The sequence below is a fragment of the Panacibacter microcysteis genome (genome assembly GCF_015831355.1).
GTDB lineage: Bacteria > Bacteroidota > Bacteroidia > Chitinophagales > Chitinophagaceae > Panacibacter > Panacibacter microcysteis.
This window is the reverse complement of record NZ_JADWYR010000002.1, coordinates 198,545-223,276: the sequence shown is the minus strand read 5'-3', so window position 1 is coordinate 223,276 and position 24,732 is coordinate 198,545. Positions and strand designations below refer to the sequence as shown.

General features: G+C 41.8%; 19 protein-coding genes. 8 read left to right on the top strand and 11 right to left on the bottom strand.

Annotation, left to right across the window (positions count from 1 at the left end; all coding sequences use genetic code 11):
- Positions 1-14: 14 nt before the first annotated feature.
- From I5907_RS12910 to metK, 10 genes are all read right to left on the bottom strand, one after another.
- Positions 15-1,058, bottom strand: coding sequence for an N-acetylneuraminate synthase family protein (locus I5907_RS12910; protein WP_196991232.1), 1,044 nt, complete (start codon positions 1,056-1,058; stop codon positions 15-17).
- Positions 1,039-2,061, bottom strand: a complete 1,023-nt coding sequence (locus I5907_RS12905; protein WP_196991231.1) for a glycosyltransferase family 17 protein — start codon at positions 2,059-2,061, stop codon at positions 1,039-1,041. The genes I5907_RS12910 and I5907_RS12905 overlap by 20 nt, the downstream gene beginning before the upstream one ends.
- 5 nt (positions 2,062-2,066) lie before the next feature.
- On the bottom strand, positions 2,067-2,711 hold the full coding sequence (locus I5907_RS21690) for an acyltransferase (RefSeq protein ID WP_231402099.1): 645 nt from the start codon (positions 2,709-2,711) through the stop codon (positions 2,067-2,069).
- Positions 2,712-2,852: 141 nt separating this feature from the next.
- Positions 2,853-3,650 carry an SDR family oxidoreductase gene (locus I5907_RS12895; RefSeq protein WP_196991230.1) on the bottom strand — a complete coding sequence of 266 codons (798 nt, stop codon included), beginning with the start codon at positions 3,648-3,650 and terminating at the stop codon, positions 2,853-2,855.
- Positions 3,643-4,347: an acylneuraminate cytidylyltransferase family protein gene (locus I5907_RS12890; RefSeq protein WP_196991229.1), complete on the bottom strand. Its 705-nt coding sequence runs from the start codon at positions 4,345-4,347 to the stop codon at positions 3,643-3,645. Before I5907_RS12890 ends, I5907_RS12895 begins: the two co-directional genes overlap by 8 nt.
- A gap of 34 nt (positions 4,348-4,381) precedes the next feature.
- Positions 4,382-5,389 (bottom strand): Gfo/Idh/MocA family protein, encoded by a 1,008-nt coding sequence (locus tag I5907_RS12885; protein ID WP_196991228.1) that lies wholly within the window; start codon positions 5,387-5,389, stop codon positions 4,382-4,384.
- A gap of 97 nt (positions 5,390-5,486) precedes the next feature.
- On the bottom strand, positions 5,487-6,005 hold the full coding sequence (locus I5907_RS12880; protein ID WP_196991227.1) for a UpxY family transcription antiterminator: 519 nt from the start codon (positions 6,003-6,005) through the stop codon (positions 5,487-5,489).
- Positions 6,006-6,075: 70 nt separating this feature from the next.
- Complete coding sequence (locus I5907_RS12875) at positions 6,076-8,493, bottom strand: GumC family protein (RefSeq protein WP_196991226.1); 2,418 nt, start codon at positions 8,491-8,493, stop codon at positions 6,076-6,078.
- 1 nt (position 8,494) lies between these two features.
- Positions 8,495-9,121: a polysaccharide biosynthesis/export family protein gene (locus tag I5907_RS12870; protein WP_196991225.1), complete on the bottom strand. Its 627-nt coding sequence runs from the start codon at positions 9,119-9,121 to the stop codon at positions 8,495-8,497.
- A gap of 893 nt (positions 9,122-10,014) precedes the next feature.
- Entirely contained in the window at positions 10,015-11,268 is a 1,254-nt protein-coding gene (gene metK, locus I5907_RS12865) for a methionine adenosyltransferase (RefSeq protein ID WP_196991224.1), read from the bottom strand.
- Positions 11,269-11,530: 262 nt separating this feature from the next.
- On the opposite strand from metK, the gene I5907_RS12860 reads away from it, so the two are divergent.
- The 4 genes from I5907_RS12860 (at position 11,531) to I5907_RS12845 (ending at position 15,543) form a co-directional block, all read left to right on the top strand.
- On the top strand, positions 11,531-13,786 hold the full coding sequence (locus tag I5907_RS12860) for an FUSC family protein (RefSeq protein WP_196991223.1): 2,256 nt from the start codon (positions 11,531-11,533) through the stop codon (positions 13,784-13,786).
- 169 nt (positions 13,787-13,955) lie between these two features.
- Positions 13,956-14,804 carry a methylated-DNA--[protein]-cysteine S-methyltransferase gene (locus tag I5907_RS12855; RefSeq protein ID WP_196991222.1) on the top strand — a complete coding sequence of 283 codons (849 nt, stop codon included), beginning with the start codon at positions 13,956-13,958 and terminating at the stop codon, positions 14,802-14,804.
- Positions 14,804-15,052, top strand: coding sequence for an Ada metal-binding domain-containing protein (locus I5907_RS21800; protein ID WP_196991221.1), 249 nt, complete (start codon positions 14,804-14,806; stop codon positions 15,050-15,052). The genes I5907_RS12855 and I5907_RS21800 overlap by 1 nt, the downstream gene beginning before the upstream one ends.
- A gap of 11 nt (positions 15,053-15,063) precedes the next feature.
- A complete protein-coding gene (locus I5907_RS12845) occupies positions 15,064-15,543 on the top strand; it encodes an OsmC family protein (protein WP_196991220.1) in 480 nt (159 codons plus the stop codon).
- Positions 15,544-15,679: 136 nt separating this feature from the next.
- Here the strand turns inward: I5907_RS12845 and I5907_RS12840 are convergent, their stop codons facing one another.
- The gene (locus tag I5907_RS12840; protein WP_196991219.1) at positions 15,680-16,204 is read right to left on the bottom strand and encodes a hypothetical protein; all 525 of its coding nucleotides are present in this window, start codon (positions 16,202-16,204) and stop codon (positions 15,680-15,682) included.
- 256 nt (positions 16,205-16,460) lie between these two features.
- On the opposite strand from I5907_RS12840, the gene I5907_RS12835 reads away from it, so the two are divergent.
- The 4 genes from I5907_RS12835 to I5907_RS12820 all read left to right on the top strand — a co-directional run bounded on the left by I5907_RS12835 (position 16,461) and on the right by I5907_RS12820 (position 24,732).
- Entirely contained in the window at positions 16,461-18,119 is a 1,659-nt protein-coding gene (locus I5907_RS12835; RefSeq protein WP_196991218.1) for an ArnT family glycosyltransferase, read from the top strand.
- A gap of 44 nt (positions 18,120-18,163) precedes the next feature.
- Positions 18,164-18,553 carry a GtrA family protein gene (locus tag I5907_RS12830; RefSeq protein WP_196991217.1) on the top strand — a complete coding sequence of 130 codons (390 nt, stop codon included), beginning with the start codon at positions 18,164-18,166 and terminating at the stop codon, positions 18,551-18,553.
- Between the two features lie 187 nt (positions 18,554-18,740).
- Positions 18,741-18,878: a hypothetical protein gene (locus tag I5907_RS12825; RefSeq protein WP_196991216.1), complete on the top strand. Its 138-nt coding sequence runs from the start codon at positions 18,741-18,743 to the stop codon at positions 18,876-18,878.
- A 532-nt stretch (positions 18,879-19,410) separates the two neighbouring features.
- A complete protein-coding gene (locus I5907_RS12820) occupies positions 19,411-24,732 on the top strand; it encodes a CHAT domain-containing protein (protein WP_196991215.1) in 5,322 nt (1,773 codons plus the stop codon).

The window sequence follows — 24,732 nt, the reverse complement described above, 5'->3', positions numbered from 1 at the left end:
GTTTAAAGCGGATGTTACAGGATATCTTCTTCGGTTAACTGCACATCTGTGGCAATATCTTTTGCAGCGGTTTTACCAATCACCTCATTGTATTTTTCAGCAGGAATACCGCCCTTGCCCGGTCTTTTTACCCATATGTTTTCTTTTGTAAGGGTTTCACCTTTTGCAATGGGCCTGATAGAACAGATGGTTGCGAAGGCAAAATCGATGGTCACCTGTTCTTCCCTGGCCGGGCCTTTATGACCGCCTCTTTGCAAGGCGATGATTTTACTGCCTTCGATCAGTTCTTTGCAGGCCTTTACATCCATGGAACAGATGATATCAGGGCCGGGGCGATCCATGGTATCGGTAAAATGTCTTTCCAGTATGGAAGCGCCCAAAGCCACTGCGCCAAAACACGCATGGTTTGTTGAGGTATGATCGCTGAGGCCCACTACAGCACCAGGGAAGTTTTGCGCAAGTTCCGTCATTGCACCAAGCCTTACCAGGTGATCGGGTGTGGGATACAAATTGGTGGTATGCAACAAAGCGTACGGAACATTCTTTTTACTAAAGATGTCTACCGCTTTGCTTACGCTTTCAATCGTATTCATGCCTGTACTGAGAATAACCGGCTTACCAAAACCTGCGATATGCTCAAGCAACGGGTAATTGTTACATTCCCCGCTGCCAATTTTATAAGCAGGCACATTGAAGCTGTGCAGCCGGTCTGCTGCCGCACGGCTAAAAGGTGTACTGATGAAGATCATTCCTTTGCTTTCTACGTAATTTTTTAACGCGAGTTCGTCTGCTTCATTCAATGCACAACGGCGCATTACTTCGTATATGCTTACTTTGGAATTGCCGGGTATGGTATTTTTTGCCGCGCTGCTCATCTCGTCTTCTACAATATGCGTCTGGTGTTTAACCATTTCCGCGCCGGCAGCATGTGCGGCATCAACCATTTCTTTGGCTACCTGTAAAGATCCTTCATGATTGATACCAATCTCGGCTATTACCAGTGGTTCAAAATCGTACCCTATTTTTCTGCCTGCTATCTCAATGTGCGGATGAGCCATACAATAATTTTTCAAGTTTTAGTTTGCGCAGTAAAAAAACCTGCTTTTTACGAAACCAGGTTTTTAGATTTTTCCTTTTTTTATCCAGCGTGTGTTTTAAGCTAAATAACTCCGGGTAATCTGTTCTGCGATTCTTTTTATACTGTGGATCAATAATATTGGTCTTAAGTTTTTGCAGGTTGGTTCTTACGTATAACGGAGCATTGCTTTCGGTAAGCTTTACCTGCTCAAAAAAATATTTGTCATCGTTTTCCGGTTTAAGGCTGGCCACCTCGTGTACTGGTCTGTGGTTGCAACGTAAGGATTGCAACATGTCGTTGGCTGTAAAGCCGGTATGTGTACTGGTATAAAACTTCCTTAGTACAAATGCTTTATCATAGCAACTGGAATATTCGAAACCGATAACATTATTCCATGGCCTGCCACGGTATCTGAAACTATCTACACGGACTTCATGCAATTTTTTCCCGGAAACAGCAAGATGACTTTTGCTGCATAAAGGGCGCCACAGTAACACCTTGTATTCATTGTCGAAATCGTACCAGAAGCGCTTCACCGGAATGAACAATACCTGTTCTTTGCTGGCCGTGATTTTTTGAGATAGTTCCTTTTTGCGTTGCGGATCTGTGAAGTCGATCATTTCATCCACATCAGAAATAAAAATCCAGTCTTCATCATTATATTTTTCAACAAAATAATCATGTGCAAGATCGCGCTGCCAGAATTCCACTTTATAACTGTCTTCATCATTGATCTTGTGTTTCTCAAGTGGTTTGGTTGCTACTTCTTTTTCTATAAAAGTAATGCGGGAACGGAACGGTGCAAACCGTTCATCACCATCAATAATTTTACGGGCACTCAGGCCAATATAACTGCCCTGGAAGCTATATGAGTTTTCCAGAATGATCCATTCATCCACACCGCTGTCTTCCAATATAAACTTGAGCAACAACAACTCTTTCTCATAGGGCTCACTGAACAAAAAGGAATCTACAATTTTCATATTGGCTAATGCCAGTTTATATGTTGTTCAATAATTTTCGCAGGTACACCGCCCGCCAGTGCATTGGCCGGGATATTTTTTGTAACAACAGAGCCTGCTGCAATTACCACATTGTTGCCTATTGTAACACCTTTGAGAATGATAGAATTGGCTCCAATCCAAACTTTATTTCCAATTACAACCGGTGCTGTCATTGGCTGGTCGTGACCGTTTTTTTGAAGTGTATGAAAATCGCAATCCATTATCTGGCAGTTCCAGGCAATAGCGCAGTCGTTACCAATTTTTACTGATTGGGAAGCAAAAATCAAACTATTAGAATTAATGTAAGTGTTGTCACCAATTTGCAGTTGACCATCTGCATAAACTTTACATCCGCTGGCTATTCTTACATTTTTACCACAGGTCATTGAACCATTTTTATTGATGCGCAACACGCCATGATCTTTTACAGATGAAGCAATGTTATTGGTAAGTACACCAAAGTAAAAAGCTTCATCACTATTAAATGTTCCTTTGTTTGTAAATGACACTGTTGAAGCGATAAACTTTTTAGCCGGCCTAAAAAGATAACAGAACACCAATTGCCTGAAGTTATACCATTGATTGGGAGATGCTTTCCATTTGCGGTATTGTTTGCCCAACAAACTCATAGTAAAAATTGCAATTGTTTTGCGGCCACCAGAGTTTGATAAACATAACAAACGAAGTATCGTTGTTGCATAGAGAGCAGAACGTACAAGTGAGTGACACAAGGGACGATGCCCAAAGAACATAAAGCCCGTAACATTATTTTACCATGCAGTCCAGCCGCCATCTACAATCATGTTATGGCCCACCACATGGCTGCTTGCATCACTGGCAAGGTAAACAATGGCACCCTGTAACTCAGACTTATCGCTCATGCGGCCTATTGGGTTTAATTGCCCAAAACGCTCAAGGAACAAGCCTTTATGATCATTGAAAATACCGCCGGGTGTAAGTGCGTTTACACGTACACCTTTAGATGCCCAAAGTGTTGCCACATATTTTGTAAGACCAACAACGCCATGCTTGCTTACCGAATAGGCTACAGGCTGTGTAATGCCGGTGCCGGGATAAATATTGTGATTAGGGCTTACCACGCCATATAACGACGCCATGTTTATAATGCTGCCTTTACCCTGCTGCAACATTTGTTTACCGATTACCTGGCAGCCCAAAAAAGTTCCGTTAAGGTTTACGTTCATAATGGCATTCCAGTCTTCCAGCGGGAAGTTTTCGAAGGTGGCATCATAGTTTGCGCTGCGGCTCTGGTTGGTAAAGCCAGCATTGTTTACAAGTATGTCAACAGTACGGAATGCCTGTAACACATCAGCGAGTAACTGCTTCCAGCTTTCGGGTGATGTTACATCGCAGCGCATAGCGGTAATGTTTGCGTGCTCCGGTTTTAATGTCTCTGCTGCCTGCCGGCATTTTTCCAGGTTAATATCGGCCAATACCACATTGGCACCATAGTTTGCCAATGCTTTTGCATGTTCTGCAGCAAGCAGGCCTGCTCCGCCTGTTACAATTGCGGTTCTGCCTGTAAGGTCAAATAACGCTTTAGCCATTGTGTTGTTGTTGCATGATAAATTCTACCAGTGAAAAATCAAATGCCGTATCAATATCTATTGCGCGGTTGCGTGGCATGATAAATAGTTTGCAGGTTGCCTTGCTCCAGTGCTCATATTGATAGAGTGCTGCTTTCTTTACCACGTATGCTGCGGGGCAAAGGCTGTAAACTTCCGGTGCATCCTGCCTTCGCACGATTGGCTTGGCCGACTTTTTTACAATTTGTGCGTAGCCTTGCTCATCAAGTTCCATCATGTTGAAATATGGGTTGCGTTCGGGCTCATAAGCAGTAATCACCACATCGGTTGTATCATCCTGCAATGCAAGCTGGATAGCACCATCAATATCGGCAGCCGTTTTTAGCGGCACCGTTACGTCCATATCTACAAGGTAATCTACGGTACAGTTATTTTTTGCTTCGTATGTTTCAAGCGCGTGAATAAAAACGGGCCACTTCGAGGCCGTGTCTGATGCCAGCGCCGCGGGTCTTTCTATGACAGTTTTAATACCATTTGCTGTGGCCACATTACCTATATCAATACTATCTGTTGATACAATGGTATCGTTGAGCAATACACTACGTTGTGCAGCTTCAATGGTGTAAGTAACCAGGGGCTTACCATTTAGCAGTTTAATATTTTTGCCAGGCACTCCTTTGCTACCGCCCCTGCAACATATTGTACCAAGTATAAACATTCAGAAGGTTTTTATTGAGTAAGCTGCATTGCTACTATTGAGCAGCTGTTGTGTCACTCACTTGTACGTTCTTATCGCTTTTCGCCACAGTGTAACCGGCTGCGGCTTTTGCGCGCAGCACAATATCCAGGCTTGCAATGCCATCATCCAACGTAGCAAAACGTTCATCGTGCTTATTGCTGAGAAAAGAACGCATGGCATCTACAAAACGATCATTACGGTCAAAATCTTTATAAGAAAATATTACCGGTGCTGCCCCATTGGAAACAACGTCTACTGTTTTGTCTGCAAGGTTCCACGTAATGGTTCCTTTTGTTCCGGTTATAATGCAATATCTTTTTAAAACAGGCTGCAGGTAATCGAGATGTACAACGGCGCTTACACCGCTCTCGAATGAAAGCAATACATCTGCTGATTCTTCTGTTTCTATCTGCAGTGTGCCGGTATTGGTAATATTGGCTGCTATACGTGTTACTCTTCCAAACAAACGGTACAGGTATTCAAACTCATGAATAAGATCGAGCAGTACACCTCCACCTGTTGCAACCTTCGCACTCATACCGTTTCTGTAATCTTCATACGGCCGCCATTGTGCCAGGTGCTGACCAACAAATGCATTTACCGAAACAACTTTACCGATAACGTGGGCAGCCAATTGTTCCTTTAAATAAATCATGCCGGGATCGAAATGCAAATCGAAGCCAACCACCAGTTTGTTGTTATAGCTGTTGGCCAGTCTCCTGATCTCGCCTGTATTTTCCAATGAATGACTTAACGGCTTTTCAACATAAATAAGTGGCACTTTTCGTTGCAGTAAACTGATTAAAGCAGTATCATGATTTGTTGTAGGTGTGCAAATGAGTGCAGCATCGTATTGCTGAGCAAGCAATGCCTGCCCAGGCGATTGAAAATGCACGACTTCTCCGAATGCTTCAGGCATTTTATCTTTTGAGCTTACGATATATATAGTATGCCCAAGCTGCTGAATGTTTGCAGCATGCCTTTTACCGATAGAACCCAAACCTATAACCAGTACATGCATGTAATGTTGTTGTACCCGTGCTGAATAGTATTGTTGCAGTTGAAGAGTGCGACGCAACAGGTGATGCTATGAAAAGATGGAGCCGGGCTCATAAATGTTAACCATGTGGAAAATAGTGGCCGGCATAGTTTACAGGAAACTCCACAACCATTAACTGATCGAGACTCTCCAGCCGCACATACAATTTTTTGGAACTTGCTTTTACAACGGTACCCACATTGTCCATGAAAATACCATGTTTTATTACCACCTTATCGTCTTCTTTAAAACCGGCCATATTCTGGATTTGAATTTTGGCATCTTTCTCGAGCAGGAAAGATTTTATCAGCTCGATTTCTTCGTTTCTTATAATGGCAGGTTTGCCGATGTGGTGTACAAAATTTAATACGCCTGATGTTTGAAGCACAGCCAGTTTTTCATCGGGTTTTATACACACAAACACATAAGATTTAAAGAGTGGTTCTTCGATGATCTTTTTCCTGTCGCTCCATTGTCTTTCTATTTTTTGTACCGGGCACCAGCTATGTATTCCTTTTAGTAATAGCGTGGCATTCACTTTTTTTTCGCTGCGTGGTTTGGTGTAGATAGCAAACCACTTTTCTGTGTTTTCGTCCATATTTGCAAAGCTTCGCCAGGTGACTCACAGCGGTGAATCGCTCATCTTTATTGAAAAATAGTGTAAAAGGTTACTTTTTATTTCCTGAGGAAAACAACCTTTTGAAAAAACCTTTTGGCTTCTCATCATCTGCATAATAACCTGATCCGTACTTATAGCCGTAGCCATATCCGTAGCCGTAGCCATATCCATAACCATAGCCGTAGCCGTAGGTATATCCAACACCTTTTTGTTCCTTAATACCATTTACGACTATATTTAGATTATTGAGCTTTCGTTCTGCAAACAACCTGTCGACATACGTTAAGGTTGTTTTATGTGAGTACCTGTGCCGTAAGATAAAGAGGGTTACGTCAGCATGTTTTCCACTAAGGAAAGCATCGGCCACAAGGCCTACCGGCGAAGAATCGATAATAATGTACTGGTAATGCTGGCGTGCGTATTCAAACAACTGATCAAGTTTAGGCATCATCAGCATTTCACTGGGGTTTGGCGGCACAGGGCCGCTGGTAATGATATCCACGTTGCTAAACTCGTCTACTTTCGAGATCACCTGTTGCAAACCCTGCGAGCCAACAAGGTAATCTGTGATACCATATTTTGGCTGAATGCCCAGATATTTGGAAAGCTTTGGTTTACGGAGGTCAAGCTCTATAAGCAGCACTTTGTTGTTGCCACTTGAGAGACTTCCTGCAAGATTTGTTGAGACAAAGCTTTTGCCCTCGCCACTCATAAATGAGGTTACAAGAATGGTTTTTGATTCTTTATTGGCAGCAATGTAACGAAGATTTGTGCCTATAAGCCTGAATTGCTCGGCCATACTCGAGCGGCTTTTTGTATGAATCACTTTGTTCTTGATACTGCTGTTGAAAGACAGCTCACCGATTATAGGCACTTTTGTTTTGTCTTCAATTTCTTTACGGTCTGCCAGTTTATTGTCAAAGAAATCGAGCAGTAACATAATAACAATCGGCACAATTACTCCAACCAGCAAAGAGAACATTACAATCTGTTCGCTCTTGGGAGAAATAATGCCCTGGTCGAAGGCAGCATCTACAATTCTTGTGTTATTGATTGTAGAGTTGAGCGACAACTCTATCTCTTCCTTTCTTTGCAGCAGGTAGAGGTACAGTTGTTCTTTTACCCCAATCTGTCTTTTTAACTTCAGGTATTCACGCTCCTTTGCCGGAAGACCGTAAAGCAACGCATCAAAATTATTTTTGCGGGCGTTGATCTGGCTGTAGTTTACATCGAAACCCTGTTTAATACTTTCCAGGTTTTTAAGCAGGTTCTGCTTATCATCGCTTATTTTGTTTTTGAGGCGATCCATCAAAGGATCTTTGGTAGTGCTGATTTTACTTTGCTGCTGATAGGTAAGGATATCTGCATTATGTGTTTGGATCAAACTTGCCAGCGTAGCATCGGAAATACCATAGTCGGAAGGAATTATGTCAGTATAACTTTTGGAGCTTTTGATAAATTGTTCGAGTGACTCCAGCAGCTTCATTTTTGCCATTTGCTCAGCCAGTTCTCCATCGTATTTCATCGCTTCACCCAGGTATTCGTTACCGATGGTACTTACATCATTGATCTGGTTACTTTTCTTAAACGTTTCCGCATATTTTTCCAGTTGGTCGAGCTCTGAGGCAACGGTGTCTACGCGATCTGCAAGAAATTTACGCGTTTTTATACCAACCTGGTTTTTATCGTTTACACCGGCAGTGTTGAAGGTCTCAATCAGTTTGTTGACAATATCTTTTGCACGCAGCGCTGACTGATCCTGTAATGCAATTTCAACGATACCGCCCGGGTCATGGGCTTTGGTTATGGAAATGCCACCGCGCAGTGCAACTGTTACGGCATGCCGGTCTTCAATTACGAGATTGTAACCATTGTCGTCAGCTTTCATTGCTGTATTCCTGGTGAACCATGTATTCTTACCGGAAAAAGTAACAGTATCCCCATAATGATAAGCCTTACGCTCTGCGCCGGCGATCAGAACAACACTGTCAGGCTCCAGGAAAACCTGGTAAGTGGAAGGCTTGAAATGCACGGAGTCCTCTCGTTTGTTGTTGATCCATAAAGGGCTGTTTTTACCATACAATGGCAGGGATGCGATACGACCAACAGTGTACAGCTTAACCTGCAGGTTTAACGAGTCTACCACATTTTCAGACAATTCATATGACTGCAGGATGTCGATCTGGTTTTGGATTTCCTTACTGCTGGTAATAACCCCCAGTTCCCGCAGTACATTATAATCCGGTGATGATTCTTCATTGTCTTTGATAAGCAAAAAGGCCGCTACCCTGTGCATCTGGGGTGTATAACGCAGGTAAAGTTTTGCTACAGTATAAGCAATAAGCACGGATATAATGATCCATGGCAGGAAACCAATCAATTTGTAAACAAACTTTTTGATGTCGAATTGAACACTCGACTGCGCAACCATTCCACCATTTTCATTATCTATATCGGGGTAGCTCATTTTATCTGGTCAATAATACGGTTATTGCAATAAGACTGGATACAATACTTAAGTAAGGCGTGATGCGCTGGATATTATCATTTATCTGCTTTATTTCTTTCGGCGTTACATAAATAATATCGTAGCGATGTATGTAATAGTCAGGTGAATTGAGGATGGCCTTATCTGTCATGTTGATGGTTAAGACTTCCCGCTCACCATTTACTTCACGTATAATTTTTATCTTCTCTCTTTCTGAATAAGGCGTCATATCTCCTGCCCTTCCCAGTGCTTCAAGCAACGTAATTTTATCTGCTTCAATATCGAAAACGCCGGGTGTTTTAACCTCACCAAGCACAGCAAAATGAAAACCCGCAAGTTTAACCTGCACAATCGGATTTAATAAAAATTCCTTATAGGCATTTGCAACTGTATCTTTTAGCTGCTCAACAGATAAATTGGCCACATGCAATTTGCCAACTTTTGGCAGTTCGATATTTCCGTTAATGTCTACCAGGACCTTTAAGGAAGGTTGACCCGTAAAATAAGACTGAATGTATCGCGCAGTCTCTTCGTTTTCGCCGCCAACGGTTATTTCCACAACATCATTTACCTGCACCGTTTTTAGTGGAAATTGTAGCTTTTCCAATTGTATCCGCGTAGTATCCGGGAGGTTGTTGAAATAGATAACATTCTTGTTACTTATACAGGAGGTTGCAAAAAAGCAAATACATAAGTATAGTACATAACAAGGTGCTGTTATGCTGATTCGGTCTTTTCTCATAATTCATTACCCTTAAACAAAATGGAACACACGTCTAAGATTGTCCGTTTTAAATGCGTGTACCGGAATGCCTCGTTTGTCAAACTTATAAAATAATTTGTAATAACAAGCTTTTAACTAAGCTGATAATCAATTTTTCTTGTGAATCTCAAGAACGTACAAAATGCTGAAATTATTAGAGATTAAATGTTCCTGCACAATAAAAAGACTATTGCACGTTATATATCGTGATATTTTAATTAACAATTAAGCGATAAGAACTTATGCTGGCATAGATGTTGGCATTTTCTTCACAAAATGAGTACCTGGCAAGGGATGCACAGTGAAACTGTAGCAAACGAATTTTAGCATTTTGTATATCATCAGCCAACCCCTTTATTGATAATTTTACACTAAGAAAAAAGAAAATGGAAAGAGAGTTGTTATTAGCGGTTAAAGACAAACATTATTCTAAAGAGAGAGTGGACAACGAGATCGAAGTAGTGAAAAAAATTCTTCCGTATATCGAATCCTGCAACACTTTTTGTGCAAATAATGAAGTTTTTGATAATCGAAGTCATAAGCTTATTAAGAATTCAAACAGGCTTAAGGAGTTGTTTACAGCAGGTACGGACAATAGCACCCGCTACTATGTAATCTGTAAAAACTGATTTATTACTGCGTTTTAAAAATTTATTGCAACCCGCCTTTGCGGTTTGTTTAAAAAAAAGATCACTGTTTTAAGCAGTGATCTTTTTTAATTTTATCCAATCGAGCTACTATTTAATAGCAAAAGCTTTTTTTACTTTTCCTACGTAGTCAAGTTTTTCCCAGGTAAACAATTCAACTTTCTTTTTTACAACTTTTCCTTCCGGAGAACGAAACTCTTTTTCAACGATTTCAGGTTTGCGACCCATGTGGCCGTATGCAGCAGTTTCGCTGTAGATGGGATTACGTAATTTCAGGCGCTGCTCTATAAAATAAGGCCGCATGTCAAAAATGGCAGAAACTATCTTTGCTATCTCCCCATCAGTCATATCTATTTTCGCTGTTCCATAGGTATTCACATACAGACCCATTGGCTCAGCAACTCCAATTGCGTAAGAAACCTGTACCAGTGCTTCTTCGCAAACACCGGCTGCAACAAGATTTTTAGCAATGTGCCTTGTAGCGTATGCAGCACTGCGGTCAACCTTAGACGGATCTTTACCGCTGAATGCACCACCGCCATGTGCTCCTTTGCCGCCATAAGTATCCACGATAATCTTACGCCCTGTTAACCCGGTATCGCCATGGGGACCGCCGATGACAAACTTGCCGGTGGGGTTAATGTGATACTTAATCTTTGACCCAAAAAGGTGCGCATATTTTGTATATTTTGCCTGTACCCTTGGAATAAGAATATTTACGATATCTTTTTTAATTTTCTTCAGCATCTTTTCCTCACTGTCAAAATCGTCGTGCTGTGTTGAAACAACAATTGCATCTATCCTGAGTGGTTTATTGTTGTCGTCATACTCCAGCGTTACCTGGCTTTTAGCATCAGGACGCAGGTATTTGATCTCGTTATTTTCCCGGCGAAGCGCTGCCAGTTCCTGTAATATTTTATGGGCCAGGTCCAGTGCCAGCGGCATGTAATCTTCTGTTTCGTTGGTAGCATAGCCAAACATCATACCCTGGTCGCCGGCACCCTGCTCTTCTTTAGTCTTACGATCTACACCCTGGTTGATATCTGCAGACTGCTCATGAATAGCAGATAAGATACCGCAACTGTTGGCTTCGAACATATACTCGCTTTTGGTGTAGCCGATTTTGCGAATTACACCACGTGCTATTTCCTGCACATCGAGATAGGCTTTACTTTTTACTTCGCCTGCCAATACAACCTGGCCGGTTGTTACCAATGTTTCACACGCTACTTTACTGTTGGCATCAAATGCTAAAAAATTATCTATTAAAGCGTCTGATATTTGGTCGGCCACTTTATCAGGGTGGCCTTCTGACACGCTTTCTGAGGTAAATAAATAAGGCATAATCTTTTTTTCAGGTTGCAAAGATAGGGGTATGAATTATTCTTTTATCTCATTTAACAGCCTGTGGATTTTTTTTGAAAAATGCCGGTCAAAGACTGCTTGTAACCGCGGCGGGCAGCCGATTTGAAAATATAAAGCTGAAGAGTGCGACGCAACAGGCGATGCCATGAAACCCGCAGCCGGTAACACACAAATATGCTGCTTTATACTTTGCGTGTAAAGACATACCTGCATCTTTTATAACATAATACCACCGCTGTTTATGCAGGCAATATCTTTGCCTGCAGACGTCATAACGATGGATTACATTAAGGAGTACAAAAGTTTTATCAACAGCCATTACCTGAGTGAAGGTGTGCGCATAACTGCAGGGATCGTTTTGCCGGCGCTGTTGCTGAGCTATTTTGAGCTGCTGTCTGTGGGTGTAGTTGTTTCGCTGGGTGCATTGAGCGTAAGTATTGCTGACACGCCCGGGCCGATACACCACCGGAGGAATGGCATGTTTGCATGCCTGATCATTAATACCATTATTTCATTTCTTACCGCCTTTGCCTCCGCGGATCACTTTATGCTTGGTGCTCTGCTGCTTCTCTCCTGTTTTGTATTCTCGATGATTGGTGTATATGGCAGCCGGGCAAACGCTGTAGGTGTATCGGCCTTGCTGGTAATGGTACTAAGCATCAACAGGCAGCACCAGGGATGGGATGTATTGCTTAATACACTATATATACTTTCCGGTGCTATATGGTATATGTTGCTTAGCCTGCTGCTTTACAGTTTCAGGCCGTATAAACTGGTACAGCAGGCACTGGGAGATTGTATAATGGCCACAGCCGATTACCTGCGCGCAAGGGCTTCGTTCTATGAGAAAGAAGTGGACTATGACAAAACATACCAGCAAATGCTGGAGCAACAGGTTGCGGTGCATGAAAAACAAAACCTTGTAAGGGAACTGCTTTTTAAGAGCCGGAACGTTACGAGAGAATCAACTACTACCAGCAGAACGCTGCTGATGCTGTTTACAGATATCGTGGATCTTTTTGAGAGAGCCATGACTTCTTACCAGGATTATAAAGCGTTGCACGATGCATTTAATAACAGTGAAATACTGGAACACTACCGTCAGTTGATCATCTCACTGACCGATGAACTGGATGAGATTGGTATTGCTGTAAAAAGCGGCAACGCTTCTGCAGAAACAGGCGAACTATCGAAGCAGTTAAACAATACCAGGCGCTATTTTAATGACTTTCGTGATGCAAACAGGACCGCTGATAACGTAGATGGTTTTATAAGCCTGCGGCACATATTTAACAGCATTGAAGATATTGCTGCAAGAATTCATACACTGCACCTCTACACAACTTACGATAAAGAGTTTGTAAGCAAGAGCAAAACAAGCGGGGATTATGACAAATTCATCTCTCACCAGCCCATTGATGTAAAGATCTTAAAAGACAACCTTACATTAACATCCAATACATTCAGGCATGCCATACGAATAAGCATTGCTACACTTGCGGGGTATATTGTATCATTGCTTTTTCCACTTGGCCACAGTTACTGGATACTGCTTACCATCATAGTTATTTTAAAACCGGCTTACAGCCTTACACGTAAAAGAAACTACGAAAGGCTTATTGGTACTGTACTTGGCGCAATTGCTGGTATGCTGATGTTGTATTTTATCAAGGACAACAATGTGCTTTTTGTGATCATGCTGCTGCTGATGATCGGCACATATAGTCTCTTGAGAACCCACTATATGATCAGCGTGATTTTTATGACGCCATACATACTATTGCTGTTTCACATACTCAACAAAGCAAATTTTGAAACGGTAATAGCGGACCGCATAATAGATACCGTAATCGGTTCTGCTATCGCTTTTATCGCAAACCTTTTATTGCTGCCTGCCTGGGAGCAGGAACAAATTGGCAGCTATATGAGCCAGGTTATCGAAAGCAACAGGAATTATTTTAAAGACATAGCAGTGGCGTTCATCGGCGAGCCTGTAACCGTTACCAGTTATAAAGTAAGCCGCAAGAATGCCTTTGTTGCATTGGCTAATCTTTCAGATGCGTTTACCCGCATGCTTTCTGAACCAAAAAGCAAAAGAAAAAACATCAAACTGGTACACCAGTTTGTTGTGCAGAATCATATGCTCACCTCGCATATTGCCACACTTTCCTACTATGTAAAACCGCTCGCAGAAAAGTATGTCTCAGCAGATTTTGTACCTATCATCAATACCACGGTATCAACGCTCGATAATGCCGCGCAAACCATACAGCAGCATCAACCGCTGCCGGCTACAACAACACTTACAGAAAACAAAGTGCAGCAAAGGCTTGATGAGTTATTGAAAACAAGAAAACAGGAGCTGCAAAATGGTATACTCGAAAGCAGTACCAAAAAAGCATTGTCAGAATATAAATCAATAGCAGACCAGTTCAATTTTATCATCAACATTACGGCAGATATAAAAAAGACCGCGGCACAGCTGGTAAAGGAATAATGATGATGGGCCAGGCAGCAGTATATGTGGCATCGCCTGTTGCGTCGCACTCTTGTACTGTATAACCTTTTTCGGCAACTGCGCGTGTAACATACAGCAGAAAAAAACCGCAAGTTTCGGGTTTATCTTCGTTAAGCAGGCTGTTACTTTCGTGTAATAAACTTTTACTATGCAACCGCATAATATCAATTACAGCAGGATAGCCGAAGCCATTGCATACATCAGGCAACATTTTAAAGAACAGCCCGAACTGGAAGATGTTGCCGCCCATATTCATTTAAGTCCGCATCATTTTCAACGAATGTTCACAGCATGGGCCGGCGTAAGCCCGAAAAAATTTCTGCAGTATCTGAGTATTGAATACGCCAAAGACATCCTTCGACAGCAACAGGCAACCTTATCTGATGCAGCTTTTGAAACTGGCCTGTCTGGTACCGGAAGGTTGCACGACCTATTCATCAATATTGAAGGCATGACGCCGGGCGAATTCAAAAACGGCGGCGAAAACCTTGGAATAAATTACAGTTATGCGGAAACGCTTTTTGGCAATATACTCATAGCATCAACAGCCAGGGGCATTTGTTATACTGCATTTATACATGATGAACGCGAAGCATTGAGTTTGTTGCGGGCACAATTCCCAAATGCAGTATTCAAACAGATGACAGACCTCTTTCAGCAAAACGCCCTGTACATTTTTACACAAGACTGGAGCCGGCTGCATGAAATAAAGCTACACCTGAAAGGCACACCTTTTCAACTAAAGGTTTGGGAAGCTTTGCTGAAAATTCCAATGGGTCAACTTTCCACTTATGGCGCAATTGCACAGCAGGTTGAAAAGCCTGCCGCAGCAAGAGCCGTAGGCACTGCAATAGGCAGTAACCCTGTAGCTTATCTTATTCCTTGTCACCGTGTAATACAATCCGGCGGCAGTATTGGCGGCTACATGTGGGGGCCCACAAGAAAAGCAGCAATCATAGGTTGGGAGGCAGCAAGAACAAACACAAACAACAACTAATGCTGCACCACACCGGCATTAGTCCACTACAATTGCGAAGCCTGATTAAAAACAGGGATATCGCCTGCGCGGGGAATAAACAATTATATATTTACGGAAAACTTTCATGCAGGTCCGGCAAAAAAATGAACAAAGAAAACCGTGTATTTTTTAAGTCGGCAGAAGAAGCGCTGCAAAACGGTTACCGGCCTTGCGCACATTGCATGAGAAAAGAATATAAGGAATGGAAATTTTCGTGTAAATTATAAACATACAACCAATGACAACACGCACACATAATTATAATATCACCACTCAATGGACAGGTAACAAAGGCACCGGTACTTCGCAATATGCAGCTTACGAAAGAAGCCATACCATAATAGCTGAGAACAGAACAGCTATATACTGCACCGCTGATCCCGCATTCAGGGGAGATAAAACGAAATACAACCCCGAACTGTTATTGGTGGCATCTGTTTCATCGTGCCATATGCTGTGGTATTTACACCTGTGTGCAGAAGCCGGCATTGTGGTAACGGCATACGTTGATAATGCAGCCGGAACAATGGTTGAAACCGCGGATGGCGGCGGGCATTTTACGGAAATCACTTTAGCACCTGTTATTACATTAGCTGATATTACGCTTGCAGAAAAAGCTACGGCACTACATAAAAAAGCGAATGAACTTTGTTTTATTGCAAACTCTGTCAACTTCCCGGTTTACCATAAACCTGTCTTTAACGCTGCAACAGGTTAGCACACTTGCTGCATAGCGGCAGAGGCGTACAAGTGAGTGACACAACAACAGCCAAATAGTAGCAATGCAGCCTGTACCATTATAAAAAAAGCGGCAACATTTATTTGCCGCTTTTTTTATGTGATCGTTGTACACGTTATACACGCACCGCGCCTGATTTGTTTGAATAAATATTTGTGTTGAGCACTTCTTCTTTTGCAGGTAACTCTACAAACCAGCAAAGGCTGGCCAGTAAAAAATGATAGTAATCGTCTGGCAAACCATTAATGCCCGCACTGTAACTATCAAGCTTTACGGTAAGCAGTGGCGGAGCATCCGGCAAACGCGAAAGCGTTAAAGTTTTTTCCTTTATAAAATCGAGGTTATAATAAAATGCATTGCCATACAGCTGAACGCATCCGTAATTATTATAGGCGGCCTGCGGGTCGATCATACCAACATCGAACCCATACTCATTTTTAAAAACATGCTTAGGAAAGCGCTTACCTTCTTTGTACACCATAAACATCCTGCGGGAAACGCCGCTTTCCAGCCGTGCCGTATGTAATGGCACATCGTATAACATATTCAAAACAACTTCGCCACCTGCCAGTAACGCTACATTTAATTGCTTTCTATCCTTTAGGGGATACGATTCATGGTTCTGTAATAATAAATTCATGGCATATTGTTTTAGTAAAACTACAATTGCATGTTTGAAGTCGTCAGCCTGACCAGAATGATAATAATAAGATAATATTGATGACACAATCTTTAGCAACAATAAAGATACCAATTCATTACCTTGTTGCATACCGCGTTTGTCCACAAAAAAATGTGCATATGTGCATTAACAGGAAACACACAATAGTTAGGTTTTAAACTGTTGCAGCATACGTTTAATTTGCAGTCTATTTAAGCACAGCAAAATACCTGCAATGCAAATTACATTACGTCGTTATTTTCCTTTACTTGTTATTATTGGAGTACTGTTAAATGCAACAGGTTTATTCAATGCGGTACTTGAACCTGATGGTACATTGTATGCTGCTATATCCAAACACATGGCGCTTAGCAATGACTGGATCAATCTTATTGGCGATGATCATGACTGGCTTGACAAGCCGCATTTTCCATTTTGGATTACGGCTTTAAGTTTTAAGATTTTTGGCATCAACTCTTTTGCTTATAAATTTCCTGCTTTTATCTTCTGGCTTGTTGGTTTAAGGTTTACATACCTGCTGGCAAAGCAACTATACAATGAGGCGGTTGCAATGGTTTCTGTGCTTATTTATGTCATTGCCCTGCACGCTGTACTGGCAAACTTTGATGTAAGAGCCGAACCTTACCTTACAACACTAACTATTGGCAGCATCTATTACATGTACAGGGTATACCGGAACAAAAAACCGGCGCATCTGCTACTGGCGGCCTTACTGGCGGCCTGTGCCGTAATGACTAAAGGCATATTTGCGCTACTCACCATATCAGGCGGTTTTGTTGTGTACTGGATCATAAACAGGGAATGGAAAGAGTTTATCAATTACAGGTGGTATCTTATGGTTATTCTTGTGCTGGTATTCATTACGCCTGAATTGTACTGCCTCTACGCACAGTTTGACGCACATCCTGAAAAACTGGTTTTTGGTACCACCAATGTGTCTGGTATAAAATTTTTCTTTTGGGACAGCCAGTTTGGAAGATTTTTTAATACCGGACCCATACAAGGCAGCGGCGACATCAGCTTTTTCCTGCACACTACGCTATGGGCTTTTTTGCCATGGTCTGTAATATTATACACAGGCATTGTAAGACTCTTTACAAAACATAACCGGCTTGCAAAAAAAGCGCAATGGATTATTTTTGGAAGTGCAGCATTAACTTTTTTATTGTTCTCTTTATCAAAATTTCAACTGCCGCACTACATTATCATCTTATTTCCGCATTTCTCCATTATAGCTGCTGATTACCTGGTAAAAGTTTTTGAGAACAACGCACCCCGCGCACAAAAAGCTATCAGTATAACACAGACCGTTTTGCTGATTATCGCTGCAGCATTGATCAGCTTTCTGGCCATTTTTCTGCAGATGCCATATAAATGGCTCATCATTCTATTGGTGTTAATTGCAATAGCAGCCACACTCATACTGTTTGGCAAATCAATATTTATCAATACAATATTCAGAAGCTTTGCTTTTGGTATAATCTTATACCCGTTTTTAAACTTTTGCCTGTACCCCTACCTTTTCAAGTACCAGTCCGGCCTTGCTGCAGCAAACTGGTTAAAAGAAAATAATTACAAAGCGCCATACGCCATGTACATGGATTTTATGCATTCCTTCGAATTTTATGCAAATGGCGAACCTGACTGGCTCTACAATGCATCCGATGTAAAGGCTTTTGCAGTAGCAAATAAATCAGCCGTTATATATACCGGTGTAGAAAGACTGGAAAGTTTAAACAACGCAGGTATCAAGTTTAACATACTGCACGAGTTTGATTATTTTAGAATAAGTATGCTCACCGGTGAGTTTTTAAATCCTGCAACAAGAAGCAACACAACAAAAAAAATGGTACTGTTGCAATTGCTCCAATAATACAAAGGATATGAGCGAATATTATCTGGCTCAAAAAAATTCTGATGAACGAATTTAACTTAGAAACATTCTATAAACTGCTGCGTTTTGGCATTACCGGTATTATTGGAATGGTAATTGACTTTAGCATAACCTGGCTGGTTAGAGAAAAAATTAAATGGAACCAGTACATTGCGAATTCATGTGGTTTCACGCTGGCGGTAATCAATAATTATCTTATTAACCGGTACTGGACCTTCCACAGCAATCAAAACTGGCTGCCGGAGTTCGGTAAGTTCGTTTTATTTAGCCTGGTCGGTTTACTGCTCAACAACGGCCTGCTATATTTTTTTCACGAAAAACTTAAAATTCGTTTTTATATTGCCAAAGCATTGGCAATTGGCTGCGTATTCATCTGGAATTTCTTTTCGAACTGGCTATACAATTTTCGCTAGTACTCCACTTATCCACATTTTATAAAGAAAAACACAATGATTGTGTAAAATCACCGCTTCGTGCGTGAAAAATCACATTCATTAACAACCTTACTTATTGTAATATCGTATCTTATAACAGATATTAAAAATGTATTTTATGCGATCTATAACCGAAAAACACACCGAAAAAAACACGATTTCAGTCATGTCAAACAATCATGCAAAAGCAGAAAAGGCTGCAAAAAAGCACTACAACAGTGCAATAAACCTGCCTAAAGACGATTTATCCCCCGAGTTACTCGAAGCCCATATTGTTGCGTTACTGCGCAACGCATTAAGCTAAAAGTATTACTAGGGTTTATGCATCTGCAACCAATGTTCCGTCAAAAGGAAATGGGGTAACTTTTATTGCCCTATAAATTCTTCCGGTAACCGTCAACCGTTTTTTACACGTTTTTTTACGTGTAAAAAACGGTTTTTGCTTTTTTAGATAAATCGTAATCTCGTGCTATCAAAATACAGACAAGCTTTACGCATATTATTGCCTTTTTTTCAACCTTAATCCGTTCTATATAAACGGAGGTTTACACCAGACTGAAAGAGTCGCTACATAAACGGCTCTTTCTTTTTTTGAATACCAGCTCCGGTTTTTCATGGCATCGCCTGTTGCGTCGCAAGCACTTCATCTGCAGAAAATATGGCAACAATCTCCGGCTACACAAATCCCCACATAAAACAACCAACTAAGAAACAATTTTATTACATTAGATTTCGCATCACGTTTTACCGGCGGCATAATATGCTTACCATGAAACCAAACCTCTCGGCAATTATGTAGTCCTTACACCGCATGACATCTTTAAAGCAACCTGTTTATGAGCATCAATAAAATAATCATCAGGGGTAAGGTCGCTACAACAGAAAGCGCCTTACGTGGAGAAACAAGGATAGCAGAATCACCGGTAACACTTATTCCTGAGGCAGTATACGAGTTAAGTCCCCACGACCGCGATTTTCAGCAGGAACTGGCGCTTGACATCTCAGACAAAGTTATCGAACTAACTTTTGAAGATGGCACTACATGGATGTGCGATAGCGCAACGCTGCATGACCTGTACCCCGCTGCAGAAAGTTTACAAAGAAGTACAGATGGCTTCGTAATACCGCCAACCCTCAAATCTGCAGACGGCGAAAGAAGCATTGTAGGCGAAATAGCCGCAAGACTGTTAAAGGTGTTTGCTAAAAAAGCCATCTGTAACAGCGTAAAAGCTCTTGCTGAAAAATTAGAAAAAACGCATCTCGGCGATCGGGAGGGGCTTAGTTATCTGACTAAAACATTTGCGTTTGAAAAATTTACAGGAAGCGGTCAGGTCAAACCAATGCTGTTGTTTATACATGGAACAAATTCCGATACAAAAGGCGCCTTTGAAGATCTTTCAACCGCCGAAGTATGGAACGAGATATTTAACACCTATGGAAAAAATGTGCTTGCATTTGAACACCGCACACTTACCAAAAGCCCGCTTGAAAACACTGTTGCCCTCGCAAAACAACTTCCCGACGGAGCAGAACTACATGTTATTACGCATTCCAGGGGTGGGCTTATTGCAGACATACTTGCAAAATACAGCAGGGACAATAAAAAAAACTTTCCCGGTTTTTCGGTAGAAAATATCCAGCTGCTCAAAAAAGAAAACCGGGTAAACGATATTGAATGTATCAGGCAGTTGAACGACATCTTCAGCCGAAAAAAGATTACACTCAAAAAGTTGATCCGGGTAGCAGCGCCTGCTGCAGGTACAAAGCTTGCTTCAAAAAGACTGGACCAGGTGTTCAATATCCTGTACAATTTACTTGGCCGCAATGCAAACGATGTGGCGGTAATATTAAAAGAGCTCATTGCAACCACGATCAAAACAAAAGAAGATACCAGCGTCTTACCCGGTATAGAAGCAATGGGGCCTGAATCGCCATTTATAAAAATACTGAATGACAGAACCGAAGAAAATGCCGTAGAAGGAAATACACTGGCTGTAATTGCCGGCAACGGAAAACTAAGCCTCTCTTTCAGGGCTTTGCTGGTAATTATGGGTAAACTGTTTTACCAGCAAAGAAACGACCTGGTGGTAAATACAGATTCCATGTACCTGGGTGCAAGGCGCGCTGGCAGTATTCAGTATTTTTTTGACGAAGGAAAAGCAGTCGATCATATCAGCTACTTTAAAAACTACCGCACCAGGGAAGCCATTTCTTTTGCCTTGAAAACAGAGGATGGCAAAAACATACCAGGTTTTACATGTGTCGAGCAATACAATGTTCCTGCAAGCGACAGAAGCTTACTCAATATCGAATATGGAGAACTGGAGCCCTACCCAGATCTGCCAACAGGAAAAAAGCCAATTGTAGTTTTATTACCGGGCATTATGGGTTCTAACCTGTCAAAAAAGAACAATAAAATATGGCTGGCCTATGTTAAAGCAATTTTTGGTGGTCTGACAGATCTTGAGTTTACTTCAGACACTTCCATCACTGCAACTTCACTGATCAAAACATCTTACAAAAAACTGGCCGACCGTCTACTTACGAATTATGATGTTGTTATTTACCCTTTTGATTGGAGACGCCAGCTCAATGACGCAGCAAAAGATTTCAACGACAAGATAACGGAACTATTAAAGCTGGGTCAACCCATTAAGATCATCGGTCATTCCATGGGTGGCGTTCTCGTGCGTGATTTCATCATCAATCATCCCGAAACCTGGCTGCAGTTAAATACGTCACCCGGATTTAGGCTACTGTTTCTTGGTTCTCCGCTGGGCGGCTCTCACAGAATTCCGGCAGTACTTTTTGGTAATGATGCCATCATCAATTCTTTAAACATGCTCGACAGGATTCATACAAAAAAAGAATTGATCAGCATGTTTGTAAATTTCCCCGGGATTCTCAGTTTGCTGCCGCTTACCACAGATGAGCAAAATGATTTTGCCAGCATTAAAACATGGGAAAAAATGCGGGAGAGCCTTGGTGACTGTGATTGGCCCCTGCCTTCCCCTGCACAGCTTGAAATATTCAAAGCATACAGGAACAACATCAATGCATTAAAAGGCACCATTGATTATTCGAATATGGTGTATATAGCCGGTAAAGATAAATTCACGGCATGCGGGTATTTTAACGATGTTATTCCGCCAAGAACCGAACTGGTCTTTTTATACACTGCCGAAGGAGACCAAAGTGTTACGTGGGAAAGCGGTATCCCTCAGAAAATGATTGACGACGGGAATGTCTACTATGCAAATGTTACGCACGGAGCGCTGGCCAATGATGCAGCATTATTCGAAGGAATTGAAGAAATACTGTTAAATGGCAGTACCAATCTCATTAGTAAAAGCAGGCCACTCATTCGAGGAGATGAAAAGCTTTTTCGCTTGCCGGATATTTACAATTTTGACCTTTCTGAAAAAGGACTGGAAGCAGCAATACTGGGCATTACAGAAAACAAAGAACAACCAGTCAATAATGTTCCGCTTTCCATTTCAGTTAGTCATGGCGATCTTGCTTATGCATCATTCCCCCTGCTTGCTGGTCACTTTATGAACGATGGTATCTTATATGCAGAAAAATCTGTTGATATACAAATGACAGGCACACTCTCTGCGAGACATTCACTTGGCATTTATCCCGGAGAGATCGGCACAAGCGCCGCACTCACCGCGAACAACTTGGAAACAGATTTTCCGGGTGCCATTATCGTAGGGCTGGGAGAACCCGGAACGCTGACACCATTCCTGCTCACCCAAACAATTGAACAGGCAATCAGCAAATACCTGCTCGATATGAATAATCAGCCCGCAGACGGTAAAGATCTCGGTGTATCTACCCTCATCATTGGCTGTGGGTATGGCGGCCTGAGTGTGGAAAACGCCGTAAAGTCTATCATCGAAGGCATCAATAAAGCAAACACCAAAGTATCAGGCTTATACAAAAATAATATCCGTCTTATCCAATACATTGAGTTTATAGAATTGTACGAAGACCGCGCATTAAACTGTATGTATACCCTTAAAAAGATTGAGACAAAAGAAAACAGGCTCTATAATATCAGGATTGGCAATAAAAAAATCAAGACACTTTTCGGGCAAAAGAAGCGGTTGCCCGTAGATTTTTCTGAAGAGTGGTGGCGCCGTATCACGGTTAAAACCAAAACTATTAAGGAAGATTCAACAGAAGTTCCGGCCTTGATATTTAGTTCTTCTACCGGCGATGCGCGGGAAGAAGAAAAAGAATTGTTTACCGGTACACGGCTGATTGATCTTTTTATAGAACAAATTTCTACCCAAAACAACTGGTCACCTGCATCTGCCCGAACCCTGTTCGAATTAATGATTCCAAACGAGTTCAAAGAACGGCTTAAAAGAAAAGGCAGCATTAACTGGATCGTAGAACAAGAAACCGCTGCATATCCGTGGGAGCTGTTACAGGATAAAGCTGCAAATGCCAAACCTTTATGTGTCAATGCCGGAATGATCAGGCAGCTGTCTATAAAAGATTTCCGCCTCAATATCAAAAGGGTTTCCGGCGATAACGCCCTGATTGTCGCAGATCCCCAGCTTGATGGCTTTGTTTCACAACTGGATGGCGCTAAAAAGGAAGGAGAAATCGTAGACAAACTACTGGATAATTATGGCTACGCCAGAACAACGCTCATCAATAAGCAGGCCGCAGAAATTGTTCAGGCAATGTTTGCCGGCGAATATCGCATACTTCACATCGCAGGTCATGGTCTTTATAATCCACAGCAACCACAACGCTCCGGCGTGGTCATCGGTAACGGACTTTTTCTGACAGCATTCGATATAGAACAAATGAATGCAGTGCCTGAACTTGTCTTCATTAACTGTTGCCACCTGGGCAAAGTAGATGCAGCAAATGAAAATATGTACCGCAGCAAATACAAACTGGCTGCAAACATTGGCACACAACTGATCCAAATGGGTGTTAAAGCTGTAGTAGCAGCAGGCTGGGCAGTTGCCGATCAGGCAGCGCATGATTTTGCAGAAGAGTTTTATGCAAGAATGTTTGCAGGCTACAATTTTGGCGATGCTGTGAAAGAAGCACGTGAGCTCATTTACGATAAACACCATACATTCAGTAACACATGGGGTGCATACCAATGCTATGGCGATCCCTTCTATAAGCTCATCAACAGAACCGTAAACAAAACGGCAGGCACAAGGCAATACATTATGGCCGAAGAAGTAATCATCGATCTTATCAACCTGAAAAACGATCTTGATACAAAAAATTATTCAACTCAGCAGGCGCTTGATATGCTCGAAAAAATAAAAGCTGCAAAATCTATCGCTGAAATCAACGATGCTGATAGTGATGAGATTGAAGCCATGATTTATTACGAGTTGGGTGAATACGATAAAGCGGTGAAAGCGTTTGATGAGTTGCGCGCAACAGAAAAGGCAAGTTTTTCTGTTGCAGCCCTCGAAAAATATTGCAACGTTCGTTGTAAGAAATATGTGGAAGATTACAAGCTCAACGGAGATCACAACGCTTCTATAAAAAAGATAAAAACTGTAATTGGAGAACTGGAGCAATTGTCGAAGATAAAATCTACTTCTGATCGTAATATTCTTACCGGCAGTGCTTACAAACGTATTGCTTTCCTCGCCACCGACCAGGCAACCAAACTGAAAGCCTATACCGATGCAGAAAAATATTACACGAAATCCTGTGCAGAAACCTACAATGCTTACGGTTTTAAAAGCCAGGTAATGATGCAATACCTGTGCGATTTATTGAATAAACAACCGGGCCGCAAACCAAGTCTTGGTGGCAAAGCAGTGCACGACGTTATAGAACGCATCAACAAACAGAAGCGCACATTAAAACCTGCCTACAGGAATATGGATTACTGGGAACTGATGGACGACGTTTCCCTGGACTTCCTGCTCCTGCTGCTGCAAAAAGAAGAGGCGCTCCGGGAAAAAAACTGGTCAATGCTCGAAACGAAATTCAAACGCATCTGGAAGAAAGCAGGATCAATGGGTAAAAAAAAGGCCGAGATCGAAAACTTCGAAATCTTTGCTGATGGTCTTCAGGCCACAAAGAACAGGCACGCCCTTTTACTTAAAAACAGGATAGATGAACTGCGGCAAACCCTGGAACGTGTGCTTGGAGAATAA